The 16,265-nt window shown below is 62.9% G+C and carries 11 protein-coding genes; 8 read left to right on the top strand and 3 right to left on the bottom strand.

Annotated features, from left to right (window positions below; translation table 11 throughout):
- The first annotated feature begins 150 nt into the window (after positions 1 to 150).
- Both AC2A1F_RS06605 and AC2A1F_RS06610 read left to right on the top strand, forming a co-directional pair.
- Complete coding sequence (locus AC2A1F_RS06605) at positions 151 to 1,230, top strand: ParB/RepB/Spo0J family partition protein (protein ID WP_484207939.1); 1,080 nt, start codon at positions 151 to 153, stop codon at positions 1,228 to 1,230.
- Positions 1,231 to 1,621: 391 nt separating this feature from the next.
- Positions 1,622 to 2,911 (top strand): replication initiator protein A, encoded by a 1,290-nt coding sequence (locus AC2A1F_RS06610; protein ID WP_484208186.1) that lies wholly within the window; start codon positions 1,622 to 1,624, stop codon positions 2,909 to 2,911.
- 485 nt (positions 2,912 to 3,396) lie between these two features.
- Here the strand turns inward: AC2A1F_RS06610 and AC2A1F_RS06615 are convergent, their stop codons facing one another.
- Positions 3,397 to 4,611 carry a hypothetical protein gene (locus AC2A1F_RS06615; RefSeq protein ID WP_484207940.1) on the bottom strand — a complete coding sequence of 405 codons (1,215 nt, stop codon included), beginning with the start codon at positions 4,609 to 4,611 and terminating at the stop codon, positions 3,397 to 3,399.
- Positions 4,612 to 4,911: 300 nt separating this feature from the next.
- On the opposite strand from AC2A1F_RS06615, the gene AC2A1F_RS06620 reads away from it, so the two are divergent.
- On the top strand, positions 4,912 to 6,012 hold the full coding sequence (locus AC2A1F_RS06620) for a PLP-dependent cysteine synthase family protein (RefSeq protein ID WP_484207941.1): 1,101 nt from the start codon (positions 4,912 to 4,914) through the stop codon (positions 6,010 to 6,012).
- Positions 6,013 to 6,021: 9 nt separating this feature from the next.
- Here AC2A1F_RS06620 and AC2A1F_RS06625 read toward each other — a convergent pair whose 3' ends face one another.
- Positions 6,022 to 9,474: an acyl-[ACP]--phospholipid O-acyltransferase gene (locus tag AC2A1F_RS06625; RefSeq protein WP_484207942.1), complete on the bottom strand. Its 3,453-nt coding sequence runs from the start codon at positions 9,472 to 9,474 to the stop codon at positions 6,022 to 6,024.
- Positions 9,475 to 9,655: 181 nt separating this feature from the next.
- Here AC2A1F_RS06625 and AC2A1F_RS06630 point away from each other — a divergent pair, with 181 nt between their 5' ends.
- From AC2A1F_RS06630 to AC2A1F_RS06640, 3 genes are read left to right on the top strand one after another with little or no spacing between them, the layout of a single operon-like run.
- Complete coding sequence (locus tag AC2A1F_RS06630) at positions 9,656 to 10,804, top strand: sterol desaturase family protein (protein ID WP_484207943.1); 1,149 nt, start codon at positions 9,656 to 9,658, stop codon at positions 10,802 to 10,804.
- A gap of 3 nt (positions 10,805 to 10,807) precedes the next feature.
- Complete coding sequence (locus AC2A1F_RS06635) at positions 10,808 to 11,404, top strand: TetR/AcrR family transcriptional regulator (RefSeq protein WP_484207944.1); 597 nt, start codon at positions 10,808 to 10,810, stop codon at positions 11,402 to 11,404.
- A gap of 52 nt (positions 11,405 to 11,456) precedes the next feature.
- Positions 11,457 to 13,082, top strand: coding sequence for an ABC transporter ATP-binding protein (locus AC2A1F_RS06640; protein WP_484207945.1), 1,626 nt, complete (start codon positions 11,457 to 11,459; stop codon positions 13,080 to 13,082).
- A 6-nt stretch (positions 13,083 to 13,088) separates the two neighbouring features.
- On the opposite strand, the gene AC2A1F_RS06645 is transcribed toward AC2A1F_RS06640, so the two are convergent.
- Positions 13,089 to 14,429, bottom strand: a complete 1,341-nt coding sequence (locus AC2A1F_RS06645) for an alkaline phosphatase PhoX (RefSeq protein WP_484207946.1) — start codon at positions 14,427 to 14,429, stop codon at positions 13,089 to 13,091.
- A gap of 245 nt (positions 14,430 to 14,674) precedes the next feature.
- Here AC2A1F_RS06645 and AC2A1F_RS06650 point away from each other — a divergent pair, with 245 nt between their 5' ends.
- Together AC2A1F_RS06650 and AC2A1F_RS06655 are read left to right on the top strand one after the other, a co-directional pair.
- A complete protein-coding gene (locus AC2A1F_RS06650; protein ID WP_484207947.1) occupies positions 14,675 to 15,817 on the top strand; it encodes a sensor histidine kinase in 1,143 nt (380 codons plus the stop codon).
- Positions 15,795 to 16,163: a response regulator gene (locus AC2A1F_RS06655; protein ID WP_484208187.1), complete on the top strand. Its 369-nt coding sequence runs from the start codon at positions 15,795 to 15,797 to the stop codon at positions 16,161 to 16,163. The genes AC2A1F_RS06650 and AC2A1F_RS06655 overlap by 23 nt, the downstream gene beginning before the upstream one ends.
- Positions 16,164 to 16,265 lie beyond the last annotated feature (102 nt).

The raw sequence follows: 16,265 nt of genomic DNA on the forward strand, positions 1-16,265 counted from the left end.
TCAGGACGAGCGGGGTTTGGGTTGCGACCAGTCCTCAAAAACCCGCTCATGCTGAGCGTGTCGAAGCGTGTTTGACCGAGAACACATCCGACACTTTCCTACACGATAGTGTTCGCTTTATGTTCCGCGCTGATGCAAGGGAGTTGACCCATGGCGCGTAAGCAATCCGATTATCTCGCAGCTCTGCTGGCTGACGAGGGAGTATCTGAAACAAAAGCGGAAAATCCGGGCGACACAGCAAGCGAATCGCCGCCGGAAGCCGAAACGCCCGTCCCCCGGAGTGACAGGCTGCGCGGCACCACTTTGCTAGGCCGGGAAAGCGCCCTCGCCCGCGTGGCGAGCGGCGAAGTGCGGCAGATTACGCAGCTGTTGCTCGATCCGGCGCGGGTGCGGGTGTGGAAGGGCAACGCCCGATCCTATGAACACCTGTCCGAGGAATCCTGCCGCGAGCTGATCGATTCGATCATTGCCGAAGGTGGCCAGAAAGTGCCCGCGGTGGTGCGGCGGATCGAGGGCGACCCGGATCATGATTACGAAGTGATCGCGGGCACCCGGCGGCACTGGTCGATCTCGTGGCTGCGCGCCAATTCCTATCCGCAGATGCAGTTCGTGGCGCAAGTGGCGCAGCTGGATGACGAGGCCGCATTCCGCCTTGCCGATCTGGAGAACCGTGCACGCAAGGACGTGTCCGATCTGGAACGGGCGCGCAACTATGCCAAGGCCTTGCACGATCATTATGGCAGCCACCTGACGCGCATGGCCGAGCGATTGAAGCTGTCAAAGGGTTGGCTTTCAAAGATGCTCAAAGTGGCCAGCCTGCCCGATCAGGTGCTGGCAGCTTTCGCCAGCCCGGCTGACGTGCAGCTGAAGCCGGCCTATCCGCTGGCGCAGGCACTGGATGATCGCACCGCTGCCAGCGCCATTTTGCGCGAGGCCAAAGTGTTGGCCCGCGTGCAGGACGAACGGCGGCGCAGTGGCGATGCCGCCATCTCCGCCAATGAAGTCATCGCTAGACTGCTTGCGGCACCCGGTCAGAAGACAGAACGCAGAGGCCCGGTCACCTATAACAGCGATTTCGATCGCCCTGCCCTCACCCTCCAGTCGGTAAACCGTCAGGGTGTAACGCTGCGGCTGCATTCCGGTTCGGGCATGAGCCTTGAAGAGCTGGTTGAACTGGCGCGGTGCGTGCTGGTCGATCTGGAAATCGAAGGCCGGGGCCTGCACCGCTGATGGTGAGTGGCGGGCTCTTTGGAAGGCGTGGCGGTGTTTCCCCGGGGAAACGAGCCGAAGGCGAGTTCAGCGCAGCTAAACATGCAACCGCCGCGTGTGTTTCCCCGGGGAAACGTTTTCGAATGGGCCTTTGGCAAGCTCCCGCTGAGTGGGGTTTTGGGCTTTCTGCCGGCCATCACTGGCTGCTGCAACAACACGAATTTGACACTTCACCTTCCGCTCACCCTGAGCCTGTTGAAAGAAGTTTCACGCCCTTTGGCCAGTTACTGCGACGTGTTTCCCCGGGGAAACATCGTGGAGCGACACCCGCGTGACCCGGCCTCGCCCCGCCACCTCCCGCGCCGCCAGCTCCCGCCCTGCCCCGGTCAACAACGGCCAGTTCGACCTTTTCCTGCCTTATGTGGCAGACATGCCGCTGCGCGATCAGCGCGAGATGATGGAGCGGCCGTTCTTCAGTCTGGCCAAATCCAAACGGGTCAAGCCGATTGATTACACTTCGCCAGATGGCAAGTTGTGGGTGCATGTATCAGCCAGCCCCGACTATGGCATGGCGACGATCTGGGACGCCGATATTCTGATTTATTGCGCCAGCGTGCTGGCCGATATGGCGCGGCGCGGGGTGAATGATGTGCCGCGCAAGCTGCATCTGATGCCTTATGACCTGCTGCGCGCCATTGGAAGGCCCACCACCGGGCGCGCCTATGAACTGCTGGGACAAGCGCTGGACCGGTTGGTGGCCACCACGATCAAGACCAATATTCGCGCAGAAAACCGGCGCGAGGCGACGTTCTCGTGGCTCGATGGGTGGACGCAGCTGGTGGACGAGCGCACCGAGCGATCACGCGGGATGACGATCGAGCTGTCCAACTGGTTCTGGGAAGGCGTAATGATGCAGGGCGGGGTGCTCTCCATCGACCGCGCCTATTTTGACATTACCGGCGGCCGCGAACGCTGGCTCTATCGCGTGGCGCGCAAGCATGCGGGCGGGGCAGGGGAGGGCGGCTTTGCCATTTCCATGCCGGTTCTATTCGAGAAATCGGGCGCAGAGGGCGAATATCGGCGGTTCAAGTTCGAAATCCTGAAGCTTGCTGAAAAGGACGCACTGCCGGGCTATGGCCTGTCGGTGGAGACTGCCAAGGGTGGCGAACCGCTGCTGCGCATGCGGCGGGTGGATGGCAAGGACGGGGCGGAACGGGGGCTGGGCGGCACCCTTCGACAGGCTCAGGATGAGCGGATCGAGGACATGGCGCTCGCTGCCAAACCCGCTCAGCCCGAGCTTATCGAACGCCCGACGACAAATGCCGCCCGTCATGTTTCCCCGGGGAAACGAAGCGCAGTGAAGTTTAGCGAAGCTACACGAGCCGAAAGCGAGTTCAGCGACGCTAAACATCGGGATATCGCATTGCGCGAACCTAAGCCCGCCGACACTGTCAATGCCAGCGCGCTGATCCGCCGAGCGGTGTCAGGCCTTAGCGACAGCGCGACACGCGGATTCATGGCGGACGAAACGATCCAGCACTTGCGCGAAACTTGCCCGGGGTGGGACCTGCATGCCCTGCACGCAGAGTTCGAGCGCTGGGTGAATGCCGACGCTGCGCGGCTTCCGGCCAACTGGCAAAAGGCGTTCATCGGTTTTGTGAAGCGCCATCACGAAAAGCACGGACACACGCTGCGCCGCTGATATGCTGTGTGCAGATTGCCAGCGCGCACCGCTCTATTCTCAAAAAGACGTGACACCATGCGCATGCCGTTCCTGATGTGTCGGGCTTCGGAATGCCGCATTGGTGGGCTGTTAGGCGTGGCTGCCTTCATCCACAGATTTTGAACCTCTAATCCGCGGATCGATGCGAAAGTGATTCAATGCCTGGTAACGATCAGCGGCGATTTCCCGACCATCGATACTTCAGGAACGCATGTGAGGCGATCATCGACCTATCGGGAACACGCAAACGACCTATCGGGAACAGACCATCGGCCTTACGGGAACGCAGCTTCGACACTCCGGGAACATCCCCGCTTCACCGACTCGTGATGGCTTGGCGAGTCGGGCAGGTTGCCGCGCGCTTTAACTTATCTAACCCAATCTAAAAGGATTCTAACTGGGCCAGAAGCATCATGCTGATTGGAAAAAGGGATGAAGACAATGCGTGGGCCGGTTAATCCTTGTCAGGCCTCGTCCTCCCACCCCTCTTCATCGACACTTGCACCGCTCCGGGTAAGCAAGGCGTCAATTTCGGCCATGGCAGCATCATATTCCCCCAACGCGCCTGCCGAGAACGTGGTGTCCGTTGGACGCTCGTAGGTGCGATCTACCGGGCGCACGCCGGGATCGACCGAATAGAGGTGCACGCCGGCCAGCGTGATGCGCCTGAGCAGGCCGACCTCATCCAGCGTGCCCAGCATCGCGCGAAGGCCCAAACGTGTCACGCCGAGCAGTGTTTCCAGCTGAGCCGACCGCAAGGGGCCGAACCCTGTGAGAAGCTCAAGCAAAGCAGGTGCGCGCGAAGAGCGGCGTTTGCCCGGATGGCTGTTGGCAAGATGCCGGGCGAGCTGATCGGCCTGGGCAAGGTTGCCGTATAGCACTTTTGCGACATCGTGCAGGGATGTGGCCTGAATGGTCAGTGCATTGTCCGCTGTCTCGTCAGGCACATCGCCATAGGCTTTGTGGTGGCAATCCATTGCATCGAGCCGGATCAGGCCGGGGAAGGGGAGAGGGTGAGGCAAGAGGCCTGCGGCGTGCCAATGTGCCCCCCAGAGCAGTTCCAGCGCCCAGCGTGGGCTGGGGGTGGCTGCACGTTCGACTGTCATCCTGATTGCGCCCATCGCAATCGGTTCGGCCGCGCGTTCAACCGGGGCGAAGAGGCGGTGCGCGGCTGCGGCCTGATGAAGATTCGCGACATCGGCGATGGGATCGGGGGAGGGGGTAATTCCGGCGATGAGACCATGCGCGGTGGCGATAAGCGACTGAGCATCCTGACGTGCAGTTTCGTGGGCCGTGTCACTGCCGATGTGGTCTCCTGGTGCCAGCAGGGCCGCGTGGAAGCGTGTGGCAAGGTCGGCCAGCAGATCCCAGCGACTGTGCGTCAATTCGGTCAGGATCGCTTCGCACAGCACTTTGGGTGGGCGGCCGGGATGCTGCTGCTGATCGGTCAGCATCGTGATCCCGGCAAACCAAGCGTGAAAGCGCTGATCGGTGAAAGCGTGCCCTTCCTGACGCAGCGCGGTGATGAGCAGATCGCGCAGCAGGCCCGAGGCGAAGAGGCGCAAAGTGGCGGGCGCGGCCATGCCGAGCGCGCCGTTCAAACAGCCGAGCGCAAGCAGGGCGGCGGCTTCGATTAGGCCTTGCCCGGGGTCTGAAAATCGGCTCCCGGCAGTTGCCATGCCTGTGCTGTCCTTGAAAAGGGTTGTAAATCAATCGGTAACCAAGGCTTGTTAGCTAAATTGATTTAGCTATACAACTGATAGGATAGTGTTGAAGGGGCCTGGTTGGGCGCAGACAGCAGCGTTGCAAGCCCACTCCCGGACCCCCAAGAATTCAATCTTGCCTATTTTGGCTGCGAGGACGAGGAACGGGTGGTACTCCGCCCGGATCAAGCAGCCAATAGCGGTTTGGCCAATCACGGTTGCGGGGCGTTGGCAGGGTGAGTGGAGTTTGTGTGGAAGGCAAAGGACAAGGTTGTGATGCGTGATCATGGCATCAGCGCAGAATCAGCGCGGATCGATTCTGGATGGGTCAACTGGGCCATCGGGCGGATCGAGGCTGACTATGCCCGGTCTGCCGATACGCACCTTTTGCCAGTGTCCTTGCCAGCGCTGCCGGGCATTGCGCTTTATCTGAAAGATGAAAGCAGCCATCCGACCGGAAGCCTGAAGCACCGGCTGGCGCGGTCGTTGTTCCTGCATGCGCTGTGCAGCGGTTGGATTGGCCCTGAAACCACGATTGTCGAGGCATCATCGGGATCGACGGCAGTGTCCGAGGCCTATTTCGCCCGGATGCTGGGCCTGCATTTTGTTGCCGTGATCCCGGCCAGCACGACCTGCGAAAAGATTGCCGCGATTGAAACGCTTGGCGGGGTGTGCCGTAAAGTGGACGATCCCAAAGCCGTCTATTCCGTGGCTGCGCAGATCGCGGGCGAGCAGGGCGGGCATTACATGGACCAGTTCACGTATGCCGAGCGGGCGACCGATTGGCGCGGCAACAACAACATTGCCGAGAGCATCTTTGCCCAGATGCGTCGCGAACCGCATCCTGTGCCCACCTGGATCGTGTGCGGGGCAGGGACCGGCGGCACATCGGCCACGATTGGCCGCTTTGTGCGATACTTCCGCCATCCCACGCAGATTTGCGTGGCCGACCCGCAAGCTTCCGTGTTTCACCGCCACTGGCAGGACCGCACCGTGCAGCAGGCACCGGAGGGGGTCAGCGTGATCGAAGGTATCGGGCGGCCCACGGTGGAGCCTTCGTTCGTGCCGAGCGTGGTGGACCACATGGAAGTGGTGGGGGACCGCGCATCAATTGCCGCAGCGCGGGTGCTTTCACGCCATCTGGGGCGGGCGGTGGGCGGATCGACCGGCACCAATCTGGTGGCCTGCGCGCGATTGGCCACGCGCATGGCGCAGGCGGGGCAGGATGGATCGATCGTGTCCATCCTGTGCGATTCAGGCGAACGCTATGCCTCGACCATTTTCGATGACGGCTGGCTGGCTAACCGGGGCATCGACGTGCAGCAGGAAGAGGCGCGGATCGAGCGGTTCATGGCGCAGGGTGTGTATGACGGGTGAAATGGCCGGTTACGCTTCCTCTTCCTCTGCTTCATCAACCGGGGCGGTGCTGGCGGGGGTTGCGGCCAGTTCGCCCATCGTCACGTAATCCAGCTTGCCGGTGCCGAGCACGGGCAGGGCTTCGACCACGCGGATATCGCGCGGGATCATCAGTTCGGTGACGCCGTTGGCGCGGGCCCAGGCTTGCAGCGGTTTGTGGGTTGCAGCCGACGCGGTGGTGAAGAGGACGAGTTGTTCGCACTTCTTGGGGTCAGGGCGCGTGACGACGGCGTGATCGAAGCCGGGCCAGCATTTGGCGGCATATCCTTCGACAGCGGGCAATGAGACCATTTCGCCGCCGATCTTGGCAAAGCGTTTGGCGCGGCCACAGATGGTGATGAAGCCGGAGTCATCGATGGTGACGATGTCTCCGGTATCGTGCCAGCCTTCGTGCGGGGGCTGGAGTTTTCCGGGGTCTGACGCGAGGAAGTATCCGGCCATGACGTTCGGGCCGCGAATATAGAGGCGGCCGCCTTCGGTGATGCCGGGGACGTCCTCAAGCCGGGTTTCGATGGCGGGCAGGGCGCGCCCCACGCTGCCAGCGAGGAAGTGCATCGGCGTGTTGACTGCGATGACCGGCGCGGCCTCGGTTGCGCCATAGCCTTCGAAGATGCGCAGGCCGAACTTTTCGGCATAAGTCCGCCGAGTTTCGTCGCGGACTTTTTCAGCGCCCGCAAAGATGTAGCGCAGCGAGTAGAAGTCATACCCATGCGCCATGCGGGCATAGCCTGACAGGAACGTATCGGTGCCGAACATGATCGTGGCGTTGGCGTCATAGGCCAGCGCAGGCACGATGCGGTAGTGCAGCGGGCTGGGGTAGAGGACCACGCGGATGCCGCTGAGCAGGGGCAGAAGCGTGCCGCCGGTGAGGCCGAAGGAGTGGAACACCGGCAGGGCGTTAAGCACGATGTCGCTCGCGTTGAAATCGATGCGGGCGGCAAGCTGCGCGCAGTTTGACAGCAGGTTGCGGTGGGTGAGGACGACGCCCTTGGGCACGCCTTCGGATCCGCTGGTGAACAGGATCACGGCGGGGGCATCGGGGGATAGCCCAAGTTTCAGATGGCGCTTTTCAGCACGGCCAGCGCCGAGCAGCGCGCGCAGTTTTTCGAAGCCGCCGATGGTGGCGCCCACGTCCTCCAGCCAGACAATGCGCAGTCCATCGGCCTCCAAAGCGGCGATCACATCCAGCAGCTTGGCCTGATCGACAAAAGCGCGCGCGGTGATGACGGTGCGGATGGCGGCGGTGAGGCAGGCCGAGCGCATGTTGGCCACGCCCACGGTGAAATTGAGCATCGCGGGCACGCGGCCGATGGATTGCAGCGCGAAGAACGCGGCAACCACGCCGTTGACGTTGGGCAACAGCAGGCCCACCGCCTCGCCCTGTGCCGTGCCTTGCGCCAAGCGTTTGCCCAGCACGGTGGTTCCGGCGAAGAGCTTGTCATAGCTCAGCGGTTCGCGCTTGACGTCTTCCACGACCAGCGCTTTGCCGCCGTGGATTTCGCGCGCTTCGCACAAGGCGCTGAACAGGGTGCGGTGGGTGTCTGACGTGGCGAACATCATCGCGCTCATCTCGTCATAGAGGCGGCGTCCGGCCACGGCGCGGCGCTGGCGGGCGGTCATTTCACCCTCTATCGCAAAGCGGCGCGGGGGCAGGACGGTGAGCGTAACTTTGGGAAACCAGCGCAGGCGGACTTTGCCGCGCATGTAGGAAAAGCGCGTGAATTGCGGGCCATCGAGGCGCACGGGGATGATCGGCGCGTCGGCCTTGTCGGCCACCATGCCGGGGCCATCGAACACCTTCATCAGCGCACCGGTGCGAGTGATGCGGCCTTCGGGGAAGATCACGAGGGTGCGGCCTTCCTTGACCGCTTTGACCATGGCCTTGGCGGCCATGGGGTTGGTGGGATCGACCGGGAAGGCGCGGAACAGCTTGAGGAAGGGGCGGATCATCAGCGAGCGCGCGATCTGGGTGTTGATCGCAAAGGTCGGCTTGCCGGGCAGGAATGCGCCGAGCAGCAGGCCATCGAGGAAGCTGACGTGGTTGACGACGACCACGGCGCGGGTGCCGGGCTTGGGCATGTGTTCCATGCCGTTGACCTCCACGCGGTAGAGTAGGCGCAGGGTGAGGCGGATTACGTCCTTGAACAGCGTTTCGGGCAGGAGCCAGACGCTGGCCAGCGCGACGAACAGCGTGGCAAAGCCGAGTGCGCCGATCAGGCCGGGGACATCGACGCCCGCAGCGAGAAGGCCGGTGATGGCTAGGACGGCCAGCACGGTGAGGCCTGCGTTGATCACGTTGTTGGCGGCGATGATCTGCGAACGCTTATCTTCGGGGCTGGCGACCTGAAGGATGGCGTAAAGTGGCACGATGAACATGCCGCCGGCCAGTGCGATGACCGCAAGATCGATCAGGATGTGCCATGCGCCGGGGGTGGCGAGGAACTGCGCGGTAGACGCGCCTGCGGTACGGACGGCAAAGCCGCTGGTGGCGATCCACAGGTCGATCAGGCCGAAGGCGAGGATCAGCGCGGAGAGCGGCACCCAGCGGGCGGAAACCTCGCCCTTCAACAGCCGGTTCACGATCAGCGAACCGATGGCGATGGCGACGGAGAAGACGACGAGGAACAGCGTGGCGACTTCCTGCTTGGCGGCCAGCGTGCCCGAGACGAGCGGGGCAAATTCGCTGACCAGCACGGCCCCTGCGGCAAAGAACCAGCTGATGCCGATGATCGAGAGCCACACGCCGCGCCCGGTGCGGGCGGTGGCAAGGATGTCCTTCGTGCCGCGCCACAGGTTCCAATCGATGTGGTGGAGCGTGCCGCTGGGCGGGGCAGGGGGCACGGCGAGGCTGGCGAGGAAACCGACCATGGCAAGGCCCATGGCGGCGATGCCAGCCTCCCATGGTGGGATCAGGCCTGCGAGCAGTTGTCCGCCAAGGATGGCAAGGAAGGTGCCGCCTTCGATCAGCCCGGTGCCGCCCATGACTTCGCTTGTCGCAAGATGCTGGGGCAGGATCGAATACTTGACCGGGCCGAACAGCGTGGAGTGCAGGCCCATCAGGAACAGGCTGGTGAGCAGGAGCGGGATCGACAACTGCCAGAAGCCGACCAGCGCCAGCCCCATGATGCCCACTTCTGCACCCTTGATCCAGCGGATCAGCCGCGCCTTGTCCATCGCATCGGCCAGTTGCCCTGCAAGTGCGGAGAACAGGAAATAGGGCAGGATGAACAGGCCAGTGGCAACGGCGGCCAAGAGTTTGGCGTTGTCAGGATCGGTGGCGAAGATGCCGAAGTTGGCGAGGAACAGCATCGCGAACTTGAGCAGGTTGTCGTTGAACGCGCCGAGGAACTGGACCGTGAAGATCGGGCCAAAGCGGCGCTTGGCAAGCAGGCTGAGATCTGGACCTGATGCAGGAGATGGCATGGACAACCTTTCGCACTTTGAAAGCTCGTTTAACCGCATCTTCTTCCGGCGAAGTTAACCCCGAAGCCGCAGCGGCGAATCGTCTGATAGGGAATAATTAGACGGTGTTCAATAAAATATTGGACAGCGTTCAATTAATTTGGCAGATCACGGACATCCTTTGACGGGGAGTGCGCGAATCATGGGTGTGAAGCGGGGTATCTGGGGCAATCTGATGCGCGATCTGGAAGCGCCGGTTGCCGCGCGTGGATTTGGGACGGGCTGGTTTTCGGGCTTTTTTGCGATCCTGCTGGCGGTAGTGGGGCTTTGCTTTGTGGCAGCGCTGCGCTGGCCGGCCATGGCATCGATGCCCGAACTGGAAGTGGTGCGCGGCTGGAGCGGGTTTCGCCCGCTGGTGCATGGCACGCTGCTAAGCGCTTATGCGCTGGCGCTGGTCAGCCTGATGCTGCGCCCGCGCAAGGCGATGGGCATGACTGCGCTGATGCTCGCGCTGGGGGCCACGATTCTGGGCGGGGCGGCGGTGCAGCCGCATGAAACGCACGATTGGGGCATCTTTTTCGGGATCGACTTCTTTGCGGTGAACATGATCGCAACCGGCCTGATGCTGGCACCGCTGGAACGGCTGGTGCCGCACAAGCCCGCACAGCGCCTGTTTCGCACTGAATGGCGCGAAGATCTGTTCTACTTCCTCGTCAGTTCGATGATGGTGCAGGTCATCACGTTCCTGGCGCTGGCGCCTTCAAGCTATATCAATGCCAAGTTCGGCTGGATGGATGGGGTGCAGTCCACCGTGGGCGGCTTGCCGTGGGTCGTGCAGTTTGCATTGGCCATGGTGCTGACCGACCTGGCGCAGTACTGGTTCCACCGCCTGTTCCACACCGTGCCGTTCCTGTGGGGCTTCCACGCGGTGCACCATAGCGCCAAGACGATGGACTGGCTGGCAGGCGCGCGGATGCACTTTGTGGAGATCATCGCGCTGCGCGGGATCACGTCATTGCCGCTGCTGACGCTGGGTTTTGCGCCTTCGGTGATGCAGGCCTATGTCGGCATGGTCTATGTCTATGCTTCGCTGATCCATGCCAATGTGCGCGGGAACTTTGATATGTTGGGCAAGTTTCTGGTCATCCCGCGCTTTCACCACTGGCATCATGCGATCGAGGACGAGGCCATCGACAAGAACTTTGCCATCCACTTTCCATGGCTGGACAAGCTGTTCGGCACTTATCACCTGCCCGAAGGCCGCTGGCCGAGTGGATATGGCGTACCGGAAAAGGTGCCCGATGGCTATCTGGCGCAATTCAAGTATCCCTTCGTTCGGAAGCAGGCCTGAACCATGGCGCGCCGATCAGACCATAGCCGGGCCGAACTGCGCGAGATCATCATCGCGACCGGACTGCGGCATATGGAGGAGGTGGGCTTTGCGCATTTTTCGGCGCGCGAGGTGGCCAAGCGGATCGGCTATTCCATCGGCACAATCTACAACGTGTTCGGCAGTTATGATGGGCTGATACTGGCGATCAACGGACGCACATTGGCGCTGTGGCGCGATCATCTGGTGCGGCGGCTTGCGGCAGTGCAGGGTGCTGCGGGGACCGAGCGGCTGAGCGCGGCGATCACTGCCTATTTCGAGTTTGCGATGCGGCACCGCCATGCCTGGGCGGCGATCTATGATTTCCGCCTGCCCGAAGATACTGCGCCCGATGAGGGCTATCAGAACGAAGTGCGCGCGATTTTCGATACCGTGGTGGCCGAAGTGCGCGCCGCGCTGCCGCCCACGCGCAAGGATGAGGCCGAGGGGCTGACGCGATCCTTGCTGGCCACGGTCCACGGGCACTGCGTTTTTGCGATGAACCGCACTTTTGCGATGCTGGGCGGGGCGGACCCGGTGGAGGCCGCGTTGGCGCGGGTGCGTGAGGCGGTGGCGGGCTAGGCGCATCCTCGTGCGTTGCATGTGGGGCACGATTGCCCGATAGACCCTGCCTATGAGGGACTTGTGGCAATTGATGCGCGAGGCGCTGCCGTGGCGGCGGGCGGTGATCGTGCTGGTGCTGCTGGCGCTGGTGCAATCGGCCGCCGCGCTGGCGCTGCCGTGGCTGGGCGCGCGGGTGCTGGGCCTGTTGCTGCAGTCACAGGAATTGGCGCAAGGCTCATTGGTGGCGGTGATCTTTGCGCTGCTGGTGGCGAGCACAGCGGCGACGGTGTTGGCGGGCAGACTTTCGGCCCGGACCGGGGCGGAGATTCTGGCGGGTCTGCGCCAGCGCATGTATGCGCACCTGCAGGCGCTGCCACTTTCGTGGCATGATGCGCAGAGCCACGGCAGCATTCTGGCGCTCGTGACCGAAGAGGTCGGCCATCTGGGCACGTTCATCACCGGCCCGATGGTGCGGGTGCTGCCGATGCTGGTGACGGTGGCCGGGGCCTTTGTGCTGATCGTGGGGATCGATCCAGTGCTGGGGCTGATCTTCCCGATTCTGGTGCCTGCATATTATGTGGTGGCGCGGCTGACGGGGCGGGCGATGCGGCAGCTGGCCGAGCAGGAGCAGGAGGCCGAGGCGCAGTGCGTTGCGCTGGCCGACGAAAATCTGGCCACGATCTTCGCGCTCAAATCCTATGCGCGCGAGGAGATCGAAGCGGCGCGCCATGCCGAGCGGGTTGGGCGGGCGCGCGATCTTTCGGTGCGGATACAAAGCCTTTCGGCCACGGTCGGGCCGGTGCTGGGCTGCGTGGCGGCGATGGTGACGATTGCCCTGCTGCTGCTGGCCGGGCAGCGGCTGCAAACGGGCGCGATGGGCCTGCAGGCGTTCATCGCGCTGCTGCTTTATACTGCCGCGCTGGTGCGCCCGGTGGGGGAGCTGGTCAATGTCTGGGGCCAGTTGCAGACCACGCTGGGCACATTGCGGCGGTTGCGTGCGGTGCTCGATACGCCGGTGGAGGCGGGCTACGCTGCGGGAGTGTCGCTGGCTCCAGACGGCGGCGGTGAAGTGCGGTTTGAGCGCGTTTCGTTCGGCTATGCCGGGCGGGGGCGCGTGGTGGAGGACTTTTCCTGCACGATTGCAGCGGGGGAGGCGGTTTCGCTTTCAGGCAGCAATGGTGCGGGCAAATCGACGCTGATCGCGCTGCTGCTGCGGCTGCATGAACCGGATGGCGGGCGCATTCTGATCGATGGGCAGGATATTGCCGGCGTGCAGGTGCAGGATCTGCGGCGGCAAGTGGCGCTGGTTCCGCAGCGGCCGCAACTGCTGAACGCCACGATCCGCGAGAACATCGCCTATGGCATGGCGGGCGCGAGCGAGGCGCAGATCGTCCACGCCGCGCAGCAGGCCGATGCGATGGATTTCATCGCCGCCCTGCCCGAAGGGCTGGACACGGTGATCGGGGACAGGGGCGTGCGGCTATCGGGCGGGCAGGGGCAGCGCATAGCCCTTGCCCGCGCGCTGTTGAAAGACGCGCGGATCTATGTGCTGGATGAAGCCACATCGATGTACGATGCGGCGGGCGAGCAGCGGTTTGTAGAAAGGTGTGCGGCTGCACTGGCGGGGCGGACGCTGATCATCATTGCGCACCGGCCTGTTAGTTTGGGGCTGGTGAGCCGCACGATAACCCTTTGAGCAGCTTTATCCCTGCCACTTGATCGCCAGCGTCATCGCGGGGCTATAGAGATTCACGAACAGCGTGCTGCCATCCGGCGCAAAGCAGGCACCGGCCAGTTCGGTCTGGCGGCGGCAGCGGGCCAGCGCATAGGCGGTGCCATCGGGCGTGATGCCGCGCAGGTGGTTGTCGGTGATGTCGGTATACTGATCCTCGCACACGATCAGGTGGCCATTGGGGGCAATGGTCAGGTTATCGCCAAAGTTGAAGGCGGCAGGATCGGTCGATTCATAGAACAGGTCGAGCGTATCGTCCTGCGGGTGGTAGCGGAAGACTTGCCCCAGCCCGGATGCGCCGCCCGATGTGCAGACGAAGTAGAACTCGCCCGCGCCGGTGGAATTGAGGCCGAAGTGGATGCCTTCGCCGCGTGCAAACAGGGCTGCACCTGCAGCATGGCCGCGCTGGCGCAGATCGTCCTGCACAGAATCGGTGCCGTCCAGATCGATCCAGCGGACTTTCAGCGGGATGGCGCGTGTCATGGATACAGCGGCCTTGTTGCGCGTATCACCAAGGCCCGACGCGAGGCCGAGCGCTTGCAGTTTGCCGGGGGCGCGCAAATCTCCGGGGCGGGAGGGCACAAAGCGGTAGAGCAGGCCGTCTTCGCGGTCTTCGGTGAGGTAGACCGCGCCGGAGCGCGGATCGACGGCGGCGGCTTCGTGGTTGAAGCGGCCAAGGCCCTTCAACGGCACCGGATCGACCAGGCCGCGCGCAGTGGCGGGCACTTCGAACACCCAGCCATGATCCTGCGACAGGCCTTTGCCTGCGCGCGAGACGTTCTCTTCGCAGCTGAGCCAGGTGCCCCATGGCGTGATGCCGCCTGCACAGTTGCGGATCGTGCCGGCCAGCGATGCGTATTGAGCCTCGACCCGGCCCGAGTTCAGATCATAGACCAGCGTTGACGTGCCACCCGGGAGCGCGCGCCCGCCCTGCCAGCGATCAAACGTGCGGTCCACCGCGCGATCGGCAAAGGGGCCGCGCGCGCCATCGGTGGCGCCCAGTTCGTGATTGCGCACCAGCGCGACTTTGCCCGGGGAAATGGCAAAGCAGCCCATGCCATCGGCCTTGTCGGCCACCACATGGCCATCGTCCATTGCATCGCCCATGCGCGAGATCACCGTGTAGCCCCAGCCTTCGGGCAGATCGAGAATGCCCGCCGAATCGGGCACCAGCGGGCCGACCGGGCGCTTTTGCGCTGTGGCGGTTTGCATGGCTGCACCGGCGCACCCACCCAGCATGGCGGCCAGTCCGCCAAAGGCCGTGGCGGCAAGATTGCGGTTGAAGGCGCGGCGATTCATCGGCGAGGCCATGGGTAGAGGCTTTCGTTCAAGCAGGCAGCGAGGGCATGAAATAGTGTTACACGCGCGGCTTATATTGCCGGTTTCATTGCAACTCCATGACTCACGTTCCAATGACGCAGGACCCAGTGATGGTTGACATGAGCCACACAAATTTCCGTGTCGCAGCGCCAAGATAGGCCATGCACTAACGCGGAATTTACCGTAGTCGAGGGTAACCGGTCCTGCTTAATTGGCCGGGCGCACAAGGTGATGCGATGAACGAACTGAGACGCTGGCTGATCGAAACCGGTATGCCGCCTCACGGCTATTGCCTGTTGTGGCAGCCCGATCTGCTGGCGCTGCACGTGATTTCCGATCTGATTATCGGCCTTGCCTACTTTTCGATTCCGGTAGCATTGGCTGTCTATCTGATCCGACGGCGCGAACTGCAGTTCACCTGGGTGATCTGGCTGTTTGCCGCGTTTATTCTGGCCTGCGGAACAACGCACTTCCTTTCCATTCTGGTGCTGTGGGTTCCGGCCTATGGGCTGGAGGGCGTGGTCAAGGCGATCACCGCGCTGGTTTCCATTGCCACGGCAATTCTGATCTGGCCGTTGTTGCCAAAACTGCTGGCCTTGCCAACGCCTGCCGAACTGCAACGGCTGAACAACCAGCTGACCCGGGAGGCCGAGGAGCGCGCGGTGGTGGAAGCGCAGCTGCGGCAGGCGCAGAAGATGGAGGCGCTGGGCCAGTTGACCGGGGGAATCGCGCACGATTTCAACAACCTGCTGATGATCGTATCGGGCAATGTCGAGCGCGCGTTGCGCAATGCGCCGCAAGCGGCCCCCGAACGGCGCAATCTGGAAAACGCGCTGACCGCCACCACGCGGGCCGGTGAGCTGACCGGGCAATTGCTGACTTTTGCGCGCAAAGGCACGCTGATGCTGGTCGCGCAGAACGTGCAAAGCATCGTGAGAGGCATTCACGATCTGCTGGTCCGCGCGGCTGGGGAGCGGATAGCAGTGGACGTGGCCATTGACCCTGATCTGCCGCCAGTGGTGGTGGATCGCAACCAGTTGGAAAACGCGGTGCTTAATCTGGTGATCAATGCGCGTGATGCCACCCCCGATGATGGTGTGATCCGCATCGAGGCAGAAGATACCGGGCGCGAGATCCGGCTCACCGTTGCTGACACCGGCTCTGGCATGGACGCGCAGACGCTGCAACGGGCGACAGAGCCATTTTTCACCACCAAACCAGTGGGTTCGGGCAGTGGCCTGGGCCTTAGCCAGGTCTACGGCTTTGTCGAACAGATCGGCGGGCGCATGGAAATTGTTTCGGAACCGGGAACCGGCACGGTCGTTACGCTTTACCTGCCCAAGGAAGCGGGACGTGATGCTGCGGATTTTGCTGGTTGAAGATGAATTTCTGGTGCGGCAGGTCGCGTTCGATGAACTCGGCGATGCCGGGCACTGCGTGGTAGAAGCGGCCAGTGGCGATGCCGCTGCGGCGATTCTTGAAAAAGACAGCGCATTTGATCTGATCTGCACCGATATCCGCATGCCCGGCATACTCGACGGTTGGCAACTGGGGGCGGGCGCGCGCAATGTGATCCCGGGAATCAAGGTGCTCTACTTGTCCGGCTATTGCGATACGCATCGCACACTTGAACCGGGCGAGGCATTTCTGCCCAAACCCTATCGCCTGGCCGATTTGCTGGCATCTGTGAACAGCCTGACCGGCGTGCCTTCCGACGCAGGATAGACCTGCACTTTGCACAGACGGTCAACCCGGCCCAATGGCAGGCGAATGCGCGCATTGGCAGCGGGTTCCAACATCAGGGGGGGCAGCGCGAGGGGCGTCTCT

Source organism: Novosphingobium sp. HNCC26BN242 (assembly GCF_057180525.1).

Bases quoted from the DNA above. Each gene is read 5' to 3' on its own strand.
- AC2A1F_RS06605 (WP_484207939.1), top strand. From the start codon at position 151: ATGGCGCGTAAGCAATCCGATTATCTCGCAGCTCTGCTGGCTGACGAG.
- AC2A1F_RS06615 (WP_484207940.1), bottom strand. From the start codon at position 4,611: ATGGCAACTGCCGGGAGCCGATTTTCAGACCCCGGGCAAGGCCTAATC.
- AC2A1F_RS06620 (WP_484207941.1), top strand. From the start codon at position 4,912: ATGCGTGATCATGGCATCAGCGCAGAATCAGCGCGGATCGATTCTGGA.
- AC2A1F_RS06625 (WP_484207942.1), bottom strand. From the start codon at position 9,474: ATGCCATCTCCTGCATCAGGTCCAGATCTCAGCCTGCTTGCCAAGCGC.
- AC2A1F_RS06630 (WP_484207943.1), top strand. From the start codon at position 9,656: ATGGGTGTGAAGCGGGGTATCTGGGGCAATCTGATGCGCGATCTGGAA.
- AC2A1F_RS06635 (WP_484207944.1), top strand. From the start codon at position 10,808: ATGGCGCGCCGATCAGACCATAGCCGGGCCGAACTGCGCGAGATCATC.
- AC2A1F_RS06640 (WP_484207945.1), top strand. From the start codon at position 11,457: ATGAGGGACTTGTGGCAATTGATGCGCGAGGCGCTGCCGTGGCGGCGG.
- AC2A1F_RS06645 (WP_484207946.1), bottom strand. From the start codon at position 14,429: ATGGCCTCGCCGATGAATCGCCGCGCCTTCAACCGCAATCTTGCCGCC.
- AC2A1F_RS06650 (WP_484207947.1), top strand. From the start codon at position 14,675: ATGAACGAACTGAGACGCTGGCTGATCGAAACCGGTATGCCGCCTCAC.
- AC2A1F_RS06655 (WP_484208187.1), top strand. From the start codon at position 15,795: ATGCTGCGGATTTTGCTGGTTGAAGATGAATTTCTGGTGCGGCAGGTC.